Consider the following 16,767-nt stretch of genomic DNA (forward strand, 5'->3'; position numbering starts at 1 on the left):
CCGGCCGACAGCGTGCCCCGCGCATGCGGTCGCCTGCCGAAGATGCCTGTCTGTCCGAGGTCGTCATGGAAATCGCCCATCCCTACCTGCTCTTCCTCGGCGACGTGCCCGACGCGCTCGCCGCCAAGACCGCGCTCGGCATCGTCGACTGGCGGCCGGAATGGTGTCTCGGCCAGTTCCGCCTTCCCGGTTGCGCGGCCGACGCGAAATTGCCCGACATGACCATCGCCGAGGCCGCCGCGGCGGGCGTGCGGACGATGGTGGTCGGCGCCGTCAATGCCGGCGGCGTCCTTCCGGATCACTGGGTGGTGCCGATCGTCGAGGCGCTGCATACCGGACTGGACGTGGCCAGCGGCCTGCACATGCGGCTCGCCGACGATCCGGAGATCCGGGCCGCGGCGGAGCGGACCGGCCGCAAGTTGCACGATGTGCGCCATACCAGCGAGCGCTTCCCGACCGGCAAGGGCACCAAGCGCCCGGGCCTCAGGCTGCTCACCGTCGGCACGGACTGCTCGGTCGGCAAGAAATACACCGCCCTGGCGCTCGAGAAGGCGATGCGCGCGCGCGGCTATGCGGCCGATTTCCGGGCGACCGGGCAGACCGGCGTGTTCATCTCCGGCCGCGGCGTCGCGATCGACGCGGTGGTGGCGGATTTCATCTCCGGGGCGGTCGAATGGATCGCGCCGGCGGCGGACCCGGATCACTGGGACCTGGTCGAGGGCCAGGGTTCGCTGTTCCATCCCTCCTTTGCCGGCGTCTCGCTCGGCCTCCTTCACGGCGCCCAGCCCGACGCCTTCGTGGTCTGCCACGAGCCGACCCGGACGCGCATGCGGGGAGTCCAGCATCCGCTGCCGAGCATCGCCGAGGTGATCGACCTGACCGTCCGCTGCGGCCGGCTGACCAATCCGGCGATCCGCTGCGTCGGCATCGCGATCAATACCGAGCATCTGAACGACGTCGACGCGGCGCATACCATCGCGGCCGCTGCCGACGCCCACGGACTGCCGGCCAGCGACCCGATCCGCTTCGGGCTGGAGCCGATCGTCGACGAGATCGAAAGGCACTGGCCGCGATGACCGGACCCCATCTGAGCGTCGCCGTCGAGCGCTTCCCGATCGCCGGCAGCTTCACCATCTCGCGCGGCAGCCGCACCGAGGCGGTCGTCGTCACCGCCACGCTGACGCTGGATGGCGCGACCGGGCGCGGCGAATGCGTGCCCTATGCCCGCTACGGCGAGACCGTCGAGGGCGTGGTTGCCGCGATCGAGGCGGTCGGCCCGGAGATCACCGCCGGCCGGATCGGCCATGCCGACCTTGCCGCCGTCATGCCGGCCGGCGCGGCGCGCAATGCCGTCGACTGCGCCTTCTGGGATCTGGCGGCGAAGCGGACCGGCATCCGCGCCTTCCGGGCGGCCGGGCTCGACGCGCTGAAGCCGCTGGTCACCGCCTATACGCTGAGCCTCGGCACGCCGGACAGCATGGCGGAGGCCGCCCGCGGCGCGGCGCACCGGCCGCTCTTGAAGGTCAAGCTCGGCGGCGACGGCGACCCGGAGCGCATCCGCGCGGTCCGTGCCGGCGCACCCGACGCGATGCTGATCGTCGACGCCAACGAGGCCTGGACGCCGGCAAACCTCGCCGACAACCTGGCGGCGGCGGAGGCCGCCGGGGTCCGGCTGATCGAACAGCCCCTGCCCGCCGGCCGCGACGGCGCGCTCGCCGGCATCGCCCGCCGGGTACCGATCTGCGCCGACGAGAGCCTGCACGGCAGCGGCGACCTCGCCGCGCTCAGGGACCGCTACGACGCCGTCAACATCAAGCTCGACAAGGCCGGCGGCCTGACCACCGCCCTGGAGATCGTCGCGGCGGCCGAGCGGGCCGGGCTCGCCGTGATGGTCGGCTGCATGGTCGGCACCTCGCTCGCCATGGCGCCGGCGATCCTGGCCGCCCAGCGCGCCGATTTCGTCGATCTCGACGGGCCGCTGCTGCTCGCCCGCGACCGCGATCCCGGCCTGACCTATGACGGCTCGACCGTCTATCCGCCGGAACCCGCGCTCTGGGGCTGAGCCCGGCGCGCAAACAGGGTCACGATGCCGACCCCCGCCATGGCGACCAGCGCCATGGCCGGGAAGCCGTCGAGGCCGTAGGACTTGTAGAGGGCGCCGGACCCGAAGGTCGCCAGCGCCATGAACAGCCCGTTGAAGGTGACGAGCAGGCTCTGCGCGGAGCCGGCCAGTCCCGGCAGGGCGGCGCGGGTCAGGTAGGCCATGGTGCCGATATGCACCGCGCCATACGAGAAGGCGTGCATCGCCTGCACCGCGCCCCAGGCGACCGGCGAAGCGAGGCTCGGATAGATCAGCCAGCGCGCCGCCGCGACCAGCCCGCCGAAGGCGATCAGAGCGACTGGGTTGACCCGCGCCACGATCCGGCCGGCGGCGGCGAACAGCGTGATCTCGGCGATCACGCCGACGATCCAGACCACCCCGATGGTCGCCTCGCTCATCCCCTGCGCCGACCAGGCGAGCGAGGCGAAGCTGTTGTGCATGGCATGCGAGGCGTGGATGCAGGCGGTGCCGATCATCACCGCGATCAGGGCGCGATGGCCGAAAAGATCGGCGAAGCGCACCGCCGGCTTCCCCTCCGCCGGCGCGGCCGTCTCGACCGCCGGCAGCGCGGCGACGGCGACCACCTGCAGGGCGAAGGCGGCGGCGAGCAGCCAGAAGACCATGCCGGCATCGGTGCGGGCGACGATGAGGCCGGATGCGAGCGTGGCGGCGATGAACGAGACCGAGCCCCACAGCCGCATGCGGCCGTAGTCGGCGCCGTCGCGGCGGACCAGCCCGACCGCGATCGCCTCCGCGCCGGGCAGCACGCCGTTCCAGGCGACGGCGGTCACGATCATGACCGCAAGGATCGTCCAGAAGCCGGTGGCGACAGGAAAGAAGGCAAAGGCCAACAGAGCGGCGACCGCATAGGCGAGCACGGCGAGGCGCCGGTCGCGGACCCGATCGCTGGCGATGCCGAGCATCGGCGAGGTGGCGACCCGGAACAACGTGGGGATGCCGATCACCAGGGCGATCTCGGTATCGGACAGGCCGCGATGGTTCAAGAGAACCGGATAGAACGGCAAGTGGACGCCAAAGGTCACGAAGATTGCCGCATAGGCCAGACCCATGCGGCCGCCGGGGGATAAGAATGTCATTGTGATTGCTCGAACTTGGGCGGGCACTTAAACTTGAATGAAAGATTCGGTCGATATGGAATCGTGTTCGTTCCGGCTTTTTTGCTGCGGCCCGGAACACGACACCAGCGGCACGGCACGAACGGCGGACCGCATGCAAGGCGACGGAGAAGTCACCGGTCTCCCCATCGAAGACTATCAGGCGATCGAGGATGCCGTCATGGAGACGGCCCGCGGACGCTGGTTTCTGGCCGAATATGCCCGCCGGCACCGCGCCGCCGATACCGACGCCATCGTCTCGTCGATCGAGCGCCTGGAGCGGGTGATCAAGCGCGACCGGCAGGTGCCCGATATCGACCGGATCAAGCTCGACCTGGCCGACATGGCCGAGGCGATCCAGCGCACGAAGGCCGAGATCGCGCAGATGCAGTTGGAGACGGTCGAAGGCGGCCGTTTCGCGCAGGCCTCGAACGAACTCGATGCCATCGTCAGCCAGACCGAGGACGCCACCGAGACCATCCTGTCCAACACCGAGCGGGTGCAGGAGATCGCCTGGACGCTGCGCGAGGACGGCATCGACGGCGCGCTGTGCGACCGGCTCGACAGCCACGCCACCGAAATCTACACCGCCTGCTCGTTCCAGGACCTGACCGGCCAGCGCACGCGCAAGGTAGTCACGGTCCTGCGCTATCTGGAGAGCCGGATCGGCTCGATGATGTCGATCTGGGGCATGGGCGATATCGAGGACATGCCCGTCAACGGCCGGTCCGCCGAGCCGTGCCCGGGGGACCTCCGGCCGGACGCGCATCTTCTCAACGGGCCGGCCCTCGCCGGCGAGGGCATCGAGCAATCCGCCGTCGACGACATCCTGGACATGGCCATCGACGCCCTGCCGGAGCCGGCAGGTCCGGCGGACGAAACCGCAGCGCCTTTGGCGGACTGCGGCCCGGCTGCGGAATTCGACGACCGGCAGCCTTCCATGGCGGCGCCGGTCCGGCTGTCCTCGACCGATTTCGAGGTCGGCTCCCGCCAGGACTATGCGACCATCGACGACGACATGATGATCGTCGTGCCGATCGAACTCGAATTCGTCGGTGCCGACGAGCCCGACGTATTCGCACGCGCCCCCCTGCCCCGATCGGTCCCTCCGATGGCCGCTCATCCGGCCAACGGGTATCCGGCCAACGGGCACCCGGCCGCCGAAGCCGCGACGGAGGCAAGCCTGCTCGCAGCGGCGGATGTGTTCGCTGTGCCGATCCCGCCGGGCGAGGCGCCGTCGGACGAAACCGGCGCGCCTGAGGAGCCGACGGACCGGATCGCGCCGGCCGCGGACGTCTTCGCCGCAGCCGCCGAGGAGGCGGCGGCGCGGGAACCGCGCCCCCGGCCGAGCCGAATCGCCGCACCGGCAACCCTCGGCAATGTCGCTTTCGCCCTGGAGATCGACGTCGAGCCGGCCGCGCCGGCCGCCGAGCCGGTCTTCGCCCTGGTCCGCAACGAGGATCCGATCGCCCGTCTCACCCCGACCGAGAAGCTGATCGTCTTCGGTTGAGCCTCCGGCCGGCCGCAGCGCCCCGACGAGAACGACCCGGGCGACGCCCTTCGCGTAACCGCCCTCCCGGCCCGGACGCCGACATCCGGGCGCAAGGACCGGCCCGCGATCGCCATTGATCGAGCCGAACCGGGCTGCGGCCGGCGCCCTGGCTTCAGGCCGCCACGGCGCCGGCCAGGATGGCCGGATCGACATTGCCGCCGGACAGGACGATGGCGACCACCTTGCCGCTGAGATCGACCTTGCCGCTGAGCGCGGCCGCCAGCGCGACGGCGCCGCCCGGCTCCAGCACCAGCTTCAGTTCGCGCGCTGCGTAGCCGACCGCCGCCAAGGCTTCGGCATCGGAGACGACGAGGCCCTCGGCGATGCGCGGCTTGTTCAGCGCGAAGGACAGCACGCCCGGCATCGGCGTCAGCAGCGCGTCGCAGACCGAGCCGGCGGTGCGCGTGTTGCGCAGCCTTTCGCCGGCCGCAAAGGACCGGGCCTGATCGTCGAAGCCTTCGGGCTCGACCGGATAGATCGCGGCCGACGGCACCAGCGTCTTGACCGCAAGCGCCACGCCGGCGGTCAGTCCGCCGCCGCCGCAGCAGACCAGCACCACGTCGGGGGTCAGTCCGCGCGCGCGCAGGTCCTCGACGATTTCGAGCCCGATCGTGCCCTGCCCGGCGATCACGTCGCGATTGTCGTAAGGGTGCACCAGGGTGGCCCCCTTCTCGGCCGCGATGGCTTCGGTCAGCGCATCGCGATCCTGGCTGGAGCGGTCGTAGGAGACCACCGTGGCGCCGTAGCCTTCGGTGCGCTCGCGCTTGATTGCCGGGGCGTCGGACGGCATCACGATGGTCGCCGGCAGGCCGTGCAGGGCCGCGGCGGCCGCCACGCCCTGGGCATGGTTGCCCGACGAGCAGGCGACGACGCCGTTCGCGCGCCGTTCGGCCGGGATCTGCGACACGGCGTTGAAGGCGCCGCGAAACTTGAAGGATCCGGTACGCTGCAGGCATTCCGGCTTCAGGAAGACGCGCGCCTTGAGCTTCGCGTCGAGTGCCGGCGAGGTGACGAGCGGCGTCCGCACGGCCTCGCCCTCGATGCGCACGGCCGCCGCCAGGATGTCGTCATAGGTGGGTAGCGCCTGGTCCGTCATGGCCGATCCTCCGGATGGGGCCCTGAGCGGTACCAGCCGGGGCGCGGTGCGGCAACCCGTTGCGTCCGCAGGTCAGCCGAGACCGGATGGTGGCCCCACGACCGGGTCCATGCCTGACCGGGCGTGCCGCCGTCAGGCCGCCCGGACGGTGCGCCGGCGCCGCTGCGCCTGCTCGATCGTGTCGACGAACTGTTGCGTCGCCCGTTCCCAGGTGAAATCCGCCGCCCGCGCCAGCGCCGCCTCGCGCGGGATGTCGAGCGCGGCGATGCAAGCCTCCTGCAGGTCGTTCGACAGCACGCCCGACCCGGTATCGCCGATCACGTCGACCGGGCCCATCACCGGGTAGGCGGCGACCGGCACGCCGCAGGCCAGAGCCTCGATCAGCACGTTGCCGAAGGTGTCGGTCAGCGACGGGAAGACGAAGACATCGGCCGCCGCATAGAGCAGCGCGAGATCCTCGCCCGTATGGGTGCCGAGGAAATGGACATCCGGATAGCGTTTCTTGAGCGAGCCGAGAACCGGGCCGTCGCCGACGATCACCTTGGAACCCGGCAGATCCAGATCCAGGAAGGCCTCGAGATTCTTCTCCACCGAGACGCGGCCGACATTCATGAAGATCGGGCGCGGCAGGTCGAGAACACGCTCGGCGCGCGGCCGGAACAGGCCCTGGTCGACGCCGCGCGACCAGATCGACAGATTGTTGAAGCCGCGCGCTTCGAGATCGCGGCGCAGGCTCTCGGTCGCCACCATGCAGGCCAGCCCGCGATTGTGGAACCGTTTCAGCCAGGCATAGGACCAGGATTGCGGGACCGGCAGACGCGCGGACAGATATTCCGGAAAGCGCGTGTGGTAGCTGGTCGTGAAGCCCGGCCCGTGGCCGTTGACGACCTTGGCGGTCATCAGGCCGAGCGGGCCTTCGGTGGCGATATGGACATAGTCCGGCCGGGCCGCCTCGATGCGCCGGCGCACCCGGTTGATGCCGGTGAGCGCCAGCCGGATCTCCGGATAGGTCGGGCACGGCAGGGTCGGGAACTCGGCCGGGGTGAGCAGGTCGACCTCGATGCCGAAGCGGCGGATCTCCTCCGACAGGCGTTCGAGCGTGCGCACCACGCCGTTGATCTGGGGGCGCCAGGCATCGGTCACGATCAGGATTTTCGTCATGCGGCGCCGAGGACCTCTGCGCGGGCTGCGGGGGCGAGCGTCTCGGCGGGCTTCGTCCAGGTGAGGATTTCCATGCGGCCGTCATGGTGTTCGGCGACCGCCGTGCAGCTCTCGACCCAATCGCCGGTATTGACGTAGGTGATGCCGAACCGGTCGTGGATCGCCGCGTGGTGGATATGCCCGCAGATCACGCCGTCGGCACCGAGCCGGCGGGCCTCCGTGGTCAACGCCTGCTCGAAGGCGCCGATGAAGCTGACCGCGTTCTTGACCTTCAGCTTGGCCCAGGCCGACAGCGACCAATAGCCGAAGCCGAGCCGGCGGCGGGCGATGTTGAAGGCGGTGTTGGCGCCGAGCGCGAAGGTATAGGCCCAGTCGCCCAGATGGGCGAGCCACTTGGCGTTGCGCACGACGACATCGAACTGATCGCCATGGATCACGACGAAGCGGCGGCCGTCGGCGCTCTCGTGCACCAGGCTGTCGACGATCTCGACGCCGCCGAAATGCGAACCGAGATAGTCGCGCAGGAATTCGTCGTGATTGCCGGGCAGGTAGACGATCCGCGCGCCCTTGCGGCCCTTGCGCAGGATCTTCTGGACCACGTCGTTGTGGCTCTGCGGCCAGTACCAGGACCGCTTCAGGCGCCAGCCGTCGACGATGTCGCCGACCAGATAGACCGTCTCGGCATCGTGCAGGCGCAGGAAGTCGAGCAGGAGATCGGCCTGACAGCCGCGCGTGCCGAGATGCACGTCGGACAGGAACAGCGCACGGAAGTGCCGGGGCTTGGGCTCCGCGGGATCGGGCGGCTCGGGCACGGCCGGATCGCGGCCGATCATGGCCGGCAATTCCGCGGCCCGGAACGGTAGGGCAGTCATCGTGGCGGTTCCGGATGGCAACATGGCCTCCAGGAACACGATTCCGATCTCGCTTTTGTGACGCCCCGTATCCGACGTCGCACGCGCCCGCGGATCCCGCCGCAAAGGGACGCGGTCGATGGAAAGCGGACCCCGCCGCAAAGGTACGCGGTCGATGGAAAGCGGACCCCGCCGCAAAGGTACGAGGAATGCGTGCCGGGCTGTTGCCAGCCGCACGGCCCTCGCGCATGATCCGCCGCCCTCCGAACGCCCCCCGCTCCGGCGCGGCGGCGACGGATGGGACAGCAAGAGGGAGACCCGAGGAATGAAGCTTGTCCGTTTCGGCGCGAAGGGCGCCGAGAAGCCCGGTATCGTCGCCGCCGACGGTTCGATCCGCGATCTGTCCGGCCATGCTCCGGATTTCGCCGGCGACGGCCTGACCCCCGCCGCGCTCGACCGGATCCGCGCGCTCGATCCCCTCAGCCTGCCTCAGGCGCCGCAGGTCGTCCGTCTCGGCTCCTGCATCGCACGCACCGGCAACTTCATCGCCGTCGGCCTGAACTACGCCGACCACGCCGCGGAGAGCGGCCTGCCGGTGCCGAAGGAGCCCGTGCTCTTCAACAAGGCGCCGAACTGTCTGGCCGGTCCCGACGACGATGTCGTCCTCCCGCCGGGCGCGACCAAGGGCGACTGGGAAGTCGAACTGGCCATCGTGATCGGCAAGACCGCCTACCGGATCGAAGAGAAGGATGCCGTCGCCCATATCGCCGGCTATGCCGTCTGCAACGACCTGTCCGAGCGCGAATGGCAGACCGAGGGCACCGGCCAGTGGGTCAAGGGCAAGGCCGCGCCGGGCTTCGGTCCGCTCGGCCCCTGGCTCGTGACCCCGGACGAGGTCGGCGACGTGCAGGCGCTGGACATGTTCCTGGACCTGAACGGCAAGCGCGTGCAGAAGGGTTCGACCCGGACCATGATCTTCAGCGCCGCCTTCTGCGTCGCCTACATCTCCAAGTTCATGCAGCTCGATCCCGGCGATGTGATCACCACCGGCACCCCCCCGGGCGTTGGTCTCGGCATGAAGCCGCCGCTCTACCTGAAGGTCGGCGACACGATGCATCTCGGCATCGAGAAGCTCGGCGAACAGCGCCAGACCGTCGTCGCCTACCAGGGCTGACGCCCGGGTCCGGGAGCCACGTCATGGCTGCAGCCGTCCCTTCGCCGATCCCGCGGCCCCATCCCCTTCTCCCCCTTGGGGGGGAGAAGGGGGCCGAAGGCCGGATGAGGGGGTGGGTTTGCAAACGGCAGTAGAATCCGAAATTTAGGCGGCGGGGACACGAACCGGATGACCGCGGGCCGCGGTCGGATCGACCCCCTCATCCGCCCTTCGGGCACCTTCTCCCCCCTTGGGGGGAGAAGGGAAGGCCCGTGTCCAGCCCGGCGCAAGCGCATATCCGCTCCCGACTACCGATCCCGCGGCTCCTTCCCCTTCGCCCCCTTGGGGGGGAGAAGGGAAGGCCTATCGCAAGCGCATATCCGCTCCCGACCACCGATGCCGCGGCTCCTTCCCCTTCGCCCCCTTTGGGGGGGAGGAGGTGGCCGAAGGCCGGATGAGGGGGTGGATTTGGAAAAGCTTGCAGAATCATCGACCTAAGCTGCCGGAGATCGACCGGATGACCGTGGGCCGCGGTCGGATCGACCCCCTCATCCGCCCTTCGGGCACCTTCTCCCCCCTTGGGGGGAGAAGGGAAGGCCTATCGCAAGCGCATATCCGCTCCCGACCACCGATGCCGCGGCTCGATCAGTCGACGAGCCTCTGTGGCTACCCCCTCAGGGCGCGGAAATGGCCGATCAGGCCGGCGGTGGAGCCGTCGCGGCCTGTCGGATCGGTCTCGCCCTTGACGACCGGCAGCAGCTCGGTGGCGAGTTGCTTGCCGAGTTCGACGCCCCACTGGTCGAAGGAATTCACGTTCCAGATCACGCCCTGGACGAAGACCTTGTGCTCGTAGAGGGCGAGCAGGCGGCCGAGCGTGAAGGGGTCGAGCTTGCGGTAAAGGATGGTGTTGGACGGGCGGTTGCCGGGGAAGACCTTGTGCGGGGCGAGCGCCGCGATGGCCTCCTCCTCCAGGCCGGCGGCGGCCAGTTCGTCGCGGACCTCGTCGAGCGTCTTGCCGCGCATCAGCGCCTCGGACTGGGCGAGGCAGTTGGCGACCAGCTTGGCGTGGTGGTCCGACAGGGCCTCGTGCGGCTCGGCGGCGAGCAGGAAGTCGACCGGGATCGGGTCGGTGCCCTGGTGGATCAGCTGGAAGAAGGCGTGCTGACCGTTGGTGCCCGGCTCGCCCCAGACGACCGGGCCGGTCGACAGCGCCACCGGGCGGCCGTCGCGGCGGACGCGCTTGCCGTTCGATTCCATGTCGAGCTGCTGCAGATGGGCGGCGAAGCGCGACAGGCGCTGGTCGTAGGGGATCACCGCCTGCGAGGCCATGCCGAACACGTTGCGGTACCAGACGCCGAGAAGGCCGAGCACGACCGGCAGGTTGGCCTCCAGCGGCGCGGTCCGGAAATGCTCGTCCATGGCGTGGCCGCCGGCGAGGAATTCCTCGAAGCGCTCCGAGCCGACCGCGATGGCGACCGGCAGGCCGATCGCCGACCAGACCGAATAGCGCCCGCCGACCCAGTCCCAGAAGCCGAAGATGCGGTCCTCGCGGATGCCGAAGGCGGCGCATTTCGGAACCGCGGTCGAGACCGCGGCGAAATGGTCCGGCACCGCCGCCTCGCCGAGCCGCTCGGCAATGAAGGCGCGGGCGGTCGCCGCGTTGGTCATGGTCTCCAGGGTGGTGAAGGTTTTGGAGGCGACCAGGAACAGTGTCGTCTCGGCATCGAGCCGCTTCAGGGTGTCGGCGATATGGGCGCCGTCGACATTGGAGACGAAATGGACGCGCGGGCCGTCGTGATAGGGCGCCAGCGCCAGCGTCACCATGGCGGGACCGAGGTCGGAGCCGCCGATGCCGATATTGACCACATCCGTGAAGGCCTTGCCGGTGGCGCCCTTGACCGCGCCCGTGCGGACGGAATCCGCGAAGGCGCCCATGCGGATCAGCACCTCGGTCACGTCGGGCATCACGTCGCGCCCGTCGACCGTCACGGCGCGGCCGGACCGGTTGCGCAGTGCCGTATGCAGGACGGCGCGGCCCTCGGTGGTGTTGATCGGCTCGCCGGCGAACATCCGCTCGCGCCAACCTTCGAGATCGGCGACGCGCGCCAGCGCCATCAGCCGCTCCATGGTCTGCGGCACGATCCTGTTCTTGGAATAGTCGATCAGCAGGTCGTCGAGCGCCAGCGAGAAGCGCTGGAAGCGCTGCGGGTCGGCGGCGAACAGATCGCGCAGATGCAGCGGCTCGACCAGCCGGGCATGCTCGACGAGATCGGCCATGGCGAGATCGACAAGTTCGGGCATCGTGCGGATCTCCGGTCCGAAACGCAGCATCGAAATCATGGCGGCACTCCTTGTCCCATGCGGTGCCGGCAGGATTTACGGAGCGTCACGGCGAAAGGCAGACGGCTTATCGGAACAATCAAGGCGGCCGGGGCGGGAAGCGCGCGAAATTGCGGCGCCCCGCCGCAACGTCCCGGGGCTAGAAAGCCTTGAAGGTGATCAGCGTCTTGGTGTCCTGGATGCCGGGAATGTGGTGCACCTTCTCGTTCACGAAGCGGCCGATATCGGTGTCGTCCTCGACATAGAACTTCACGATCAGGTCGTGGTCGCCGGCGATGGAATAGATTTCCGACGCGATCTCGGCATCGGCAAGGGCGGTCGCGACCTCATAGGCACGGCCGAGATTGGTCTTGATCAGGACGAAGAAGGGTTTCATGGGCTCGCCTTGGCGAATGATGCAGGCGCCCAATAGACCGGATCGCCGCCACGGCGGCAAGGGGTGGCGGCTCTCGCTGAAGAAGGGCGGCCACGCGCGATCGGGTGCCGCCGTACCAGCCCAAAATCGGAATCTGAAAGGGAAAACAAGGACGCCCGCCCCGCCGCTGCAGCTTCGCGTCGGCTTGCCGGTCCCCTTGGGGCGGCGGCACGACGCGATCGTTCCGAAATCTCGGAAAGGGCGCAGGCGGCGGGCGGGTTGGGGAGATCGAAGGCTGCCGGTACATCCGCGGTCAGCGTTCGCGATCTCCACTGGACGCCGGGGCTTGGTCGGCCCTGCGTCACCGTCGAGGTCTCAAGTGGTGGTCCCTGCCCGGCATTGCAAGGCCGGGCACCCACTTTTCTCGCCCAAATTCCCGCTTGCCAACGGCGGGGCGAGATCCTAGGTCTGTAGCCATCTCATGGGGGTGCCCGTCCTGACGGCCGGGCTGAGAGGCGGCGGCGCCAACTCCAAGAACCTGATCCGGGTCGTGCCGGCGGAGGGATTTGAGATGGCGATGATCGCGCAATCCCGAACCGCCCTGCCCGCAATCCCGGCGGAGGCGCGTTCGTGACCCAGCAACTGCCCGCTCATCCCCTCACCCCTGACCATGTCGCCGGCGTGCTCGACGCGGTCCGCACCGGCCGGCCGCGGGTCCAGGTGATCACCAATCCGGTTGCGCAGAGCTACACGGCCAACATGCTGCTGGCGATCGGCGCGCGGCCGTCGATGACCTCCAGCCCGGAGGAGATCGCCGCCTTCATCGCAGTCTCCGGCAGCCTGCTGGTCAATCTCGGCATTCTCGACCGGCACCGGCGCGACGCCAGCCTGACCGCCGTCGAGGTCGCCCGCGAGATGGGCGTGCCCTGGGTGCTCGACCCGGTCAAGGTCGACATCTCCCCGCCGCGGCTGGATTTCGCGCGGACGCTGATCGGGATGGAGCCGGATTTCGTGCGCGCCAACCACGAAGAATTCGTCGGTCTCGCCGGTACGGATACCGGCGAGGAGGCGGTCCGCCATTTCGCCGCCCGGCACCTGACCACCGTCGCGCTGTCCGGGCCGGTCGACATCGTCACCGACGGCAGCCGGATCGTCAGGATCGCCAACGGCCATCCGCTGATGGACCGGGTCACCGCCATGGGCTGCGCCGGCACCGCGGTGGCGGCCGCATTCCGGGCGGTCGAGCCGGATCCACTGGTCGCCGCCGGCGCGGCGCTGGCCGTGATGGGCATCGCCGGCGAGGTCGCCGCCGCCGCCTCGAGCGGGCCGGGAACCTTCGCCGCGGCGATCCTGGATGCGCTCTACGGCCTCGATACGGCGACCATCATCGAGAAGGCGCGCCTGGCATGACCGCCCCGACGACAGCCCTGCCCCCCTCCCCGACCATCGCCGCCGTGGCCGCCGCGCTCGCTGCCCTGCGCGCGCGCCGCCCGCTGGTGCACAACATCACCAACTACGTGGCGATGACCATCTCGGCCAATGTGCTCCTGTCCCTCGGCGCCTCCCCGGCCATGGTCCATGCCGGCGAGGAGGTCGAGGAGTTCGCCGGGATCGCGGACGCGCTGGTGATCAATATCGGCACGCTGTCGGGCCCCTGGATCGACGCCATGCTGCGCGCCGCCGCGGCCGCAAATCGCCATGGCAAGCCCTGGCTGCTCGATCCGGTCGCCGCCGGCGCGACCCGGCTGCGTTCGGAGACCGCGCTGGCGCTCCTGCACCTCAAGCCCGCCATCGTGCGCGGCAATGCTGGGGAGATCATGGCGCTCGCGGGCCTCGCCGGCGCCGCCTCGGCGGCTTCCGCCGAGGCCAGCCGCGGGGTCGATTCGCTGGCCGGATCGGACGCGGCGGCCGCGGCCGCCGTCGCCCTGGCGCGCCAGGCCGGAACGGTCGTCGCGCTGACCGGGGAAACCGACTACGCGACCGACGGCACGCGCCTGATCGCGATCACCGGCGGCCATCCGCTGATGCCGCTCTCGACCGCGCTCGGCTGCGCGCTGTCCGCCGCCACCGGCGCCTTCCTGGCCGTCGCCCCGCCGCTTGAGGCCGCCGTCGCCGCACTCGCCGTCTATAGCGCGGCCGGTGCGGTCGCCGGCGCGCGCTGCCCCGGCGGGGCCGGCCATCTGCCGGCCGAACTGTGCGACGCCCTCCTCGCCATGGACGAAGCCACCCTCGCCGCCCATGCCGGCTTCACGGAGATCGACCTTTGACCCGCCTCGCCTTCGATCTCGGTCTCTATCTGGTCACCGATCCGTCGATCGGCCAGCCGCGTGCGCTCATCGACACGGTCGCGGCGGCGGTGGCCGGCGGCGTCACGCTCGTTCAGTTGCGCGACCCGCAGGCGGAGACCGGCGCCTTGGTCGAGGCCGCGCGCGCACTCGTCGCCCTGCTCCGGCCGAAAGGCATTCCGCTGATCGTCAACGACCGCACCGACGTGGCGCTGGCCGCCGATGCCGATGGCGTCCATGTCGGCCAGGGCGACATGGACGCGCGCGACGTGCGCCGCCTGATCGGGCCGGACCGGATCGTCGGCCTGTCGGTCGGCTCGCCGGCCGAATTCGCGGCCTCGGCCGATGCGCTCGCCGCGGTCGACTATCTCGGCACCGGGCCGGTGCGCCGGACCGCCACCAAGACGGATGCCGGCGCGGCGATCGGGTTCGAGGGGCTGGCCACCGTCGCAGGCCTGACCGCCCTGCCGATCGTCGCCATCGGCGGCATCGGCGCGGCCGAGATCGCGCCCTCGGTCGCGGCCGGCGCGCACGGCGTGGCGGTGGTCTCCGCGATCATGGCGGCGGCCGATCCGAGAGCCGCGGCGCGGGCGCTGCGCGCCGAACTGGACCTTGCCCGCGCGCGCCAGCCGGAGACCGCCGCATGACCGCCATCGCGCTGACCATCGCGGGCTCGGATTCCGGCGGCGGCGCCGGCATCCAGGCCGATCTGAAGACCTTCTCGGCACTCGGCGTCTATGGCGCCAGCGTGCTGACCGCCCTGACGGCGCAGAACACGCTCGGCGTGACCGCGATCCACGACGTGCCGCCGGACTTCGTCACCGCCCAGATCGACGCGGTGTTCTCCGATCTCGCCGTCAATGCCGTGAAGATCGGCATGCTGTCACAACCCGCAGCGATCCGCGCCGTCGCGGCCGGGCTCGACCGCTGGTCGCCCGCCCATGTCGTGCTCGATCCGGTCATGGTCGCGGCGAGCGGCGCCAACCTCTTGCAGCCGGAGGCCGTCGCCACCCTGCGCGAGGTGCTGATCCCGCGCGCCCATCTGGTCACGCCGAACCTGCCGGAGGCCGCGCGCCTCCTCGGCGACGGCGTTGCCACGACGGAAGCGGAGATGATGGAGCAGGCCCGGCGCATCCTGGCGATGGGTCCGCGTGCCGTGCTCATCAAGGGCGGGCACGGCCACGGCGCGGAAAGCGCCGACCTGCTCGTTTCGGCGGCCGGCCATCGCTGGTACCGCGCCGCCCGCCACGAGACTCAGAACACCCACGGCACCGGATGCACGCTCTCCTCCGCGATCGCCGCCGGCCTCGCCCGCGGCCTGCCGCTGGAGAGCGCCGTGGCAGAGGCCAAGGACTATGTCACCGCCGCCATCCGCGCCGCCGACCGGCTGAAGATCGGCAAAGGCCACGGGCCGGTGCATCATTTCCACGCCCTCTGGACGGGAGCCGAGGCATGACCGGAACCGTTTCGCGCCGCCGCGCGCTGGCCGCCGCCGGGGCCGCGCTGGCCGCCCCGCTCGCCAGCCCGGCCCTCGCCAAGGGGCTGGCCGAATGGAAGATGGTCACCTCCTGGCCGAAGAACCTGCCGGGACCCGGCCTCTCGGCCGAGCGGCTCGCCCAGTCGATCGCCCGGCTGACCGACGGCCGGCTGACCGTCAAGGTCTATGCGGCCGGCGAGCTGGTGCCGGCGCTGGAATGTTTCGACGCGGTCTCGGGCGGCACCGCCGAGATGGCCCATACGGCGGCGATCTACTGGCAGGGCAAGATGCCGGCCGCGCCGCTGTTCACCACCGCGCCGTTCGGGCTGACGCCGCTCGAGCACATGATCTGGATCGATCAGGCCGGCGGCCAGGCGCTGTGGGAGAAGCTCTACCGGCCCTTCGGCGTGCAGCCCTATATGGGCGGCAACACCGGCTTCTCGATGGCCGGCTGGTTCCGTCGCGAGTTGAACGGTCTCGAAGACCTGAAGGGCCTGCGCATCCGCGTGGTCGGGCTCGGCGGCGAGATCTATCGCCGGCTCGGCGCGACCCCGGTCTCCCTGCCGACCGGCGAGGTGCTGCCGGCACTGCAGGCCGGCGTGGTCGACGCGGCGGAGGTGCTGGCGCCCTATTCGGACCTCGCCTTCGGCTATCACCGGGTCAGCAAGACCTATTACGGCCCGGGCTTCAACAAGCCGAACGGGACCGGCGAGGCGATCGTCTCGATCAAGGCGCTGGAGGCCCTGCCGGTCGACTTGCGCGACCTCGTCGCCGCCGCCTGCCGCCAGGAACATGCCAATGCGCTGACGCTGGCCGAATGGAACAACGCCTCCAGCCTGGAGGTGCTGAAATCGACCCACGGCATCGGCGTCAAGCCGATCCCGGCCGATATCCTCGCCGCCGCCGCCCGCCATGGCGAAGACCTCCTCGGCGAGATCGCGGCCCGCGACGCCCTGTCCCGCGAGATCGTCGACAGCTACCGCGCCACCCGCATCCGCACCGGAGGCTGGCTGCGCATCACGCAAGGATCCTTCCTGGAAGCCCGGCAGGGATAGGCGGCGCGAGGCCGATTGGGCAGTCGGCAGTCGGCTGTGCACGCCGATCCCCGCATCCATCTCGCGGCGCATCCCCGGACAAGGCGCGTCAGCGCCGCCGATCCGGGGCCTACTCGCCTCGCAGCGGTATCAAGATCGTCAGTATAATCAAACTCTTGCGGAAAGTTGACAGCAGAGTGGGTCCCGGCTCTCCGCTGGCGCTCCGGCCGGGAATGCGGGTCGCGGG

At 70.2% G+C, this 16,767-nt stretch carries 15 protein-coding genes and 1 riboswitch; of the genes, 9 read left to right on the forward strand and 6 right to left on the reverse strand.

What is annotated here, in order from left to right; genetic code table 11:
- Nucleotides 1-65 precede the first annotated feature (65 nt).
- Nucleotides 66-1,076, forward strand: a complete 1,011-nt coding sequence (gene dgcN / locus KL771_RS12185; RefSeq protein ID WP_261968825.1) for an N-acetyltransferase DgcN — start codon at nucleotides 66-68, stop codon at nucleotides 1,074-1,076.
- Nucleotides 1,073-2,062 (forward strand): N-acetyl-D-Glu racemase DgcA, encoded by a 990-nt coding sequence (dgcA, locus tag KL771_RS12190; RefSeq protein WP_261968826.1) that lies wholly within the window; start codon nucleotides 1,073-1,075, stop codon nucleotides 2,060-2,062. Before dgcN ends, dgcA begins: the two co-directional genes overlap by 4 nt.
- Here dgcA and KL771_RS12195 read toward each other — a convergent pair.
- Complete coding sequence (locus tag KL771_RS12195) at nucleotides 2,032-3,198, reverse strand: MFS transporter (protein ID WP_261968827.1); 1,167 nt, start codon at nucleotides 3,196-3,198, stop codon at nucleotides 2,032-2,034. The two genes, dgcA and KL771_RS12195, sit on opposite strands and share 31 nt — an antisense overlap.
- A 133-nt stretch (nucleotides 3,199-3,331) precedes the next feature.
- Here KL771_RS12195 and KL771_RS12200 point away from each other — a divergent pair, with 133 nt between their 5' ends.
- The gene (locus tag KL771_RS12200; protein ID WP_261968828.1) at nucleotides 3,332-4,726 is read left to right on the forward strand and encodes a chemotaxis protein; all 1,395 of its coding nucleotides are present in this window, start codon (nucleotides 3,332-3,334) and stop codon (nucleotides 4,724-4,726) included.
- Between the two features lie 154 nt (nucleotides 4,727-4,880).
- Here KL771_RS12200 and KL771_RS12205 read toward each other — a convergent pair whose 3' ends face one another.
- From KL771_RS12205 to KL771_RS12215, 3 genes are all read right to left on the reverse strand, one after another.
- The gene (locus KL771_RS12205) at nucleotides 4,881-5,864 is read right to left on the reverse strand and encodes a threonine ammonia-lyase (protein ID WP_261968829.1); all 984 of its coding nucleotides are present in this window, start codon (nucleotides 5,862-5,864) and stop codon (nucleotides 4,881-4,883) included.
- A 132-nt stretch (nucleotides 5,865-5,996) separates the two neighbouring features.
- Nucleotides 5,997-7,025 carry a glycosyltransferase family 4 protein gene (locus tag KL771_RS12210; RefSeq protein WP_261968830.1) on the reverse strand — a complete coding sequence of 343 codons (1,029 nt, stop codon included), beginning with the start codon at nucleotides 7,023-7,025 and terminating at the stop codon, nucleotides 5,997-5,999.
- Nucleotides 7,022-7,858, reverse strand: a complete 837-nt coding sequence (locus KL771_RS12215; protein WP_261968929.1) for a UDP-2,3-diacylglucosamine diphosphatase — start codon at nucleotides 7,856-7,858, stop codon at nucleotides 7,022-7,024. The genes KL771_RS12210 and KL771_RS12215 overlap by 4 nt, the downstream gene beginning before the upstream one ends.
- 343 nt (nucleotides 7,859-8,201) lie before the next feature.
- Between KL771_RS12215 and KL771_RS12220 the strand changes: the two genes are divergently transcribed.
- Nucleotides 8,202-9,050 carry a fumarylacetoacetate hydrolase family protein gene (locus KL771_RS12220; protein ID WP_261968831.1) on the forward strand — a complete coding sequence of 283 codons (849 nt, stop codon included), beginning with the start codon at nucleotides 8,202-8,204 and terminating at the stop codon, nucleotides 9,048-9,050.
- Between the two features lie 645 nt (nucleotides 9,051-9,695).
- Here KL771_RS12220 and pgi read toward each other — a convergent pair.
- On the reverse strand, nucleotides 9,696-11,330 hold the full coding sequence (gene pgi, locus KL771_RS12225; protein ID WP_390866616.1) for a glucose-6-phosphate isomerase: 1,635 nt from the start codon (nucleotides 11,328-11,330) through the stop codon (nucleotides 9,696-9,698).
- A gap of 178 nt (nucleotides 11,331-11,508) precedes the next feature.
- Entirely contained in the window at nucleotides 11,509-11,745 is a 237-nt protein-coding gene (locus KL771_RS12230) for an Lrp/AsnC ligand binding domain-containing protein (RefSeq protein WP_054362252.1), read from the reverse strand.
- A gap of 452 nt (nucleotides 11,746-12,197) precedes the next feature.
- Nucleotides 12,198-12,307: riboswitch (TPP riboswitch) on the forward strand.
- Nucleotides 12,308-12,354: 47 nt separating this feature from the next.
- On the opposite strand from KL771_RS12230, the gene thiM (KL771_RS12235) reads away from it, so the two are divergent.
- The 5 genes from thiM (KL771_RS12235) to KL771_RS12255 are packed head-to-tail and all read left to right on the forward strand — an operon-like array spanning nucleotide 12,355 to nucleotide 16,541.
- Nucleotides 12,355-13,134 carry a hydroxyethylthiazole kinase gene (gene thiM / locus KL771_RS12235; RefSeq protein ID WP_261968832.1) on the forward strand — a complete coding sequence of 260 codons (780 nt, stop codon included), beginning with the start codon at nucleotides 12,355-12,357 and terminating at the stop codon, nucleotides 13,132-13,134.
- On the forward strand, nucleotides 13,131-13,991 hold the full coding sequence (gene thiM, locus KL771_RS12240; RefSeq protein WP_261968833.1) for a hydroxyethylthiazole kinase: 861 nt from the start codon (nucleotides 13,131-13,133) through the stop codon (nucleotides 13,989-13,991). The genes thiM (KL771_RS12235) and thiM (KL771_RS12240) overlap by 4 nt, the downstream gene beginning before the upstream one ends.
- Nucleotides 13,988-14,656 carry a thiamine phosphate synthase gene (gene thiE, locus KL771_RS12245; RefSeq protein ID WP_261968834.1) on the forward strand — a complete coding sequence of 223 codons (669 nt, stop codon included), beginning with the start codon at nucleotides 13,988-13,990 and terminating at the stop codon, nucleotides 14,654-14,656. The genes thiM (KL771_RS12240) and thiE overlap by 4 nt, the downstream gene beginning before the upstream one ends.
- The gene (thiD, locus tag KL771_RS12250) at nucleotides 14,653-15,465 is read left to right on the forward strand and encodes a bifunctional hydroxymethylpyrimidine kinase/phosphomethylpyrimidine kinase (RefSeq protein ID WP_261968835.1); all 813 of its coding nucleotides are present in this window, start codon (nucleotides 14,653-14,655) and stop codon (nucleotides 15,463-15,465) included. Before thiE ends, thiD begins: the two co-directional genes overlap by 4 nt.
- Nucleotides 15,462-16,541: a TRAP transporter substrate-binding protein gene (locus tag KL771_RS12255; protein WP_261968836.1), complete on the forward strand. Its 1,080-nt coding sequence runs from the start codon at nucleotides 15,462-15,464 to the stop codon at nucleotides 16,539-16,541. Before thiD ends, KL771_RS12255 begins: the two co-directional genes overlap by 4 nt.
- Nucleotides 16,542-16,767: the final 226 nt, after the last annotated feature.

This window comes from Prosthecodimorpha staleyi, assembly GCF_018729455.1.
GTDB lineage: Bacteria > Pseudomonadota > Alphaproteobacteria > Rhizobiales > Ancalomicrobiaceae > Prosthecodimorpha > Prosthecodimorpha staleyi.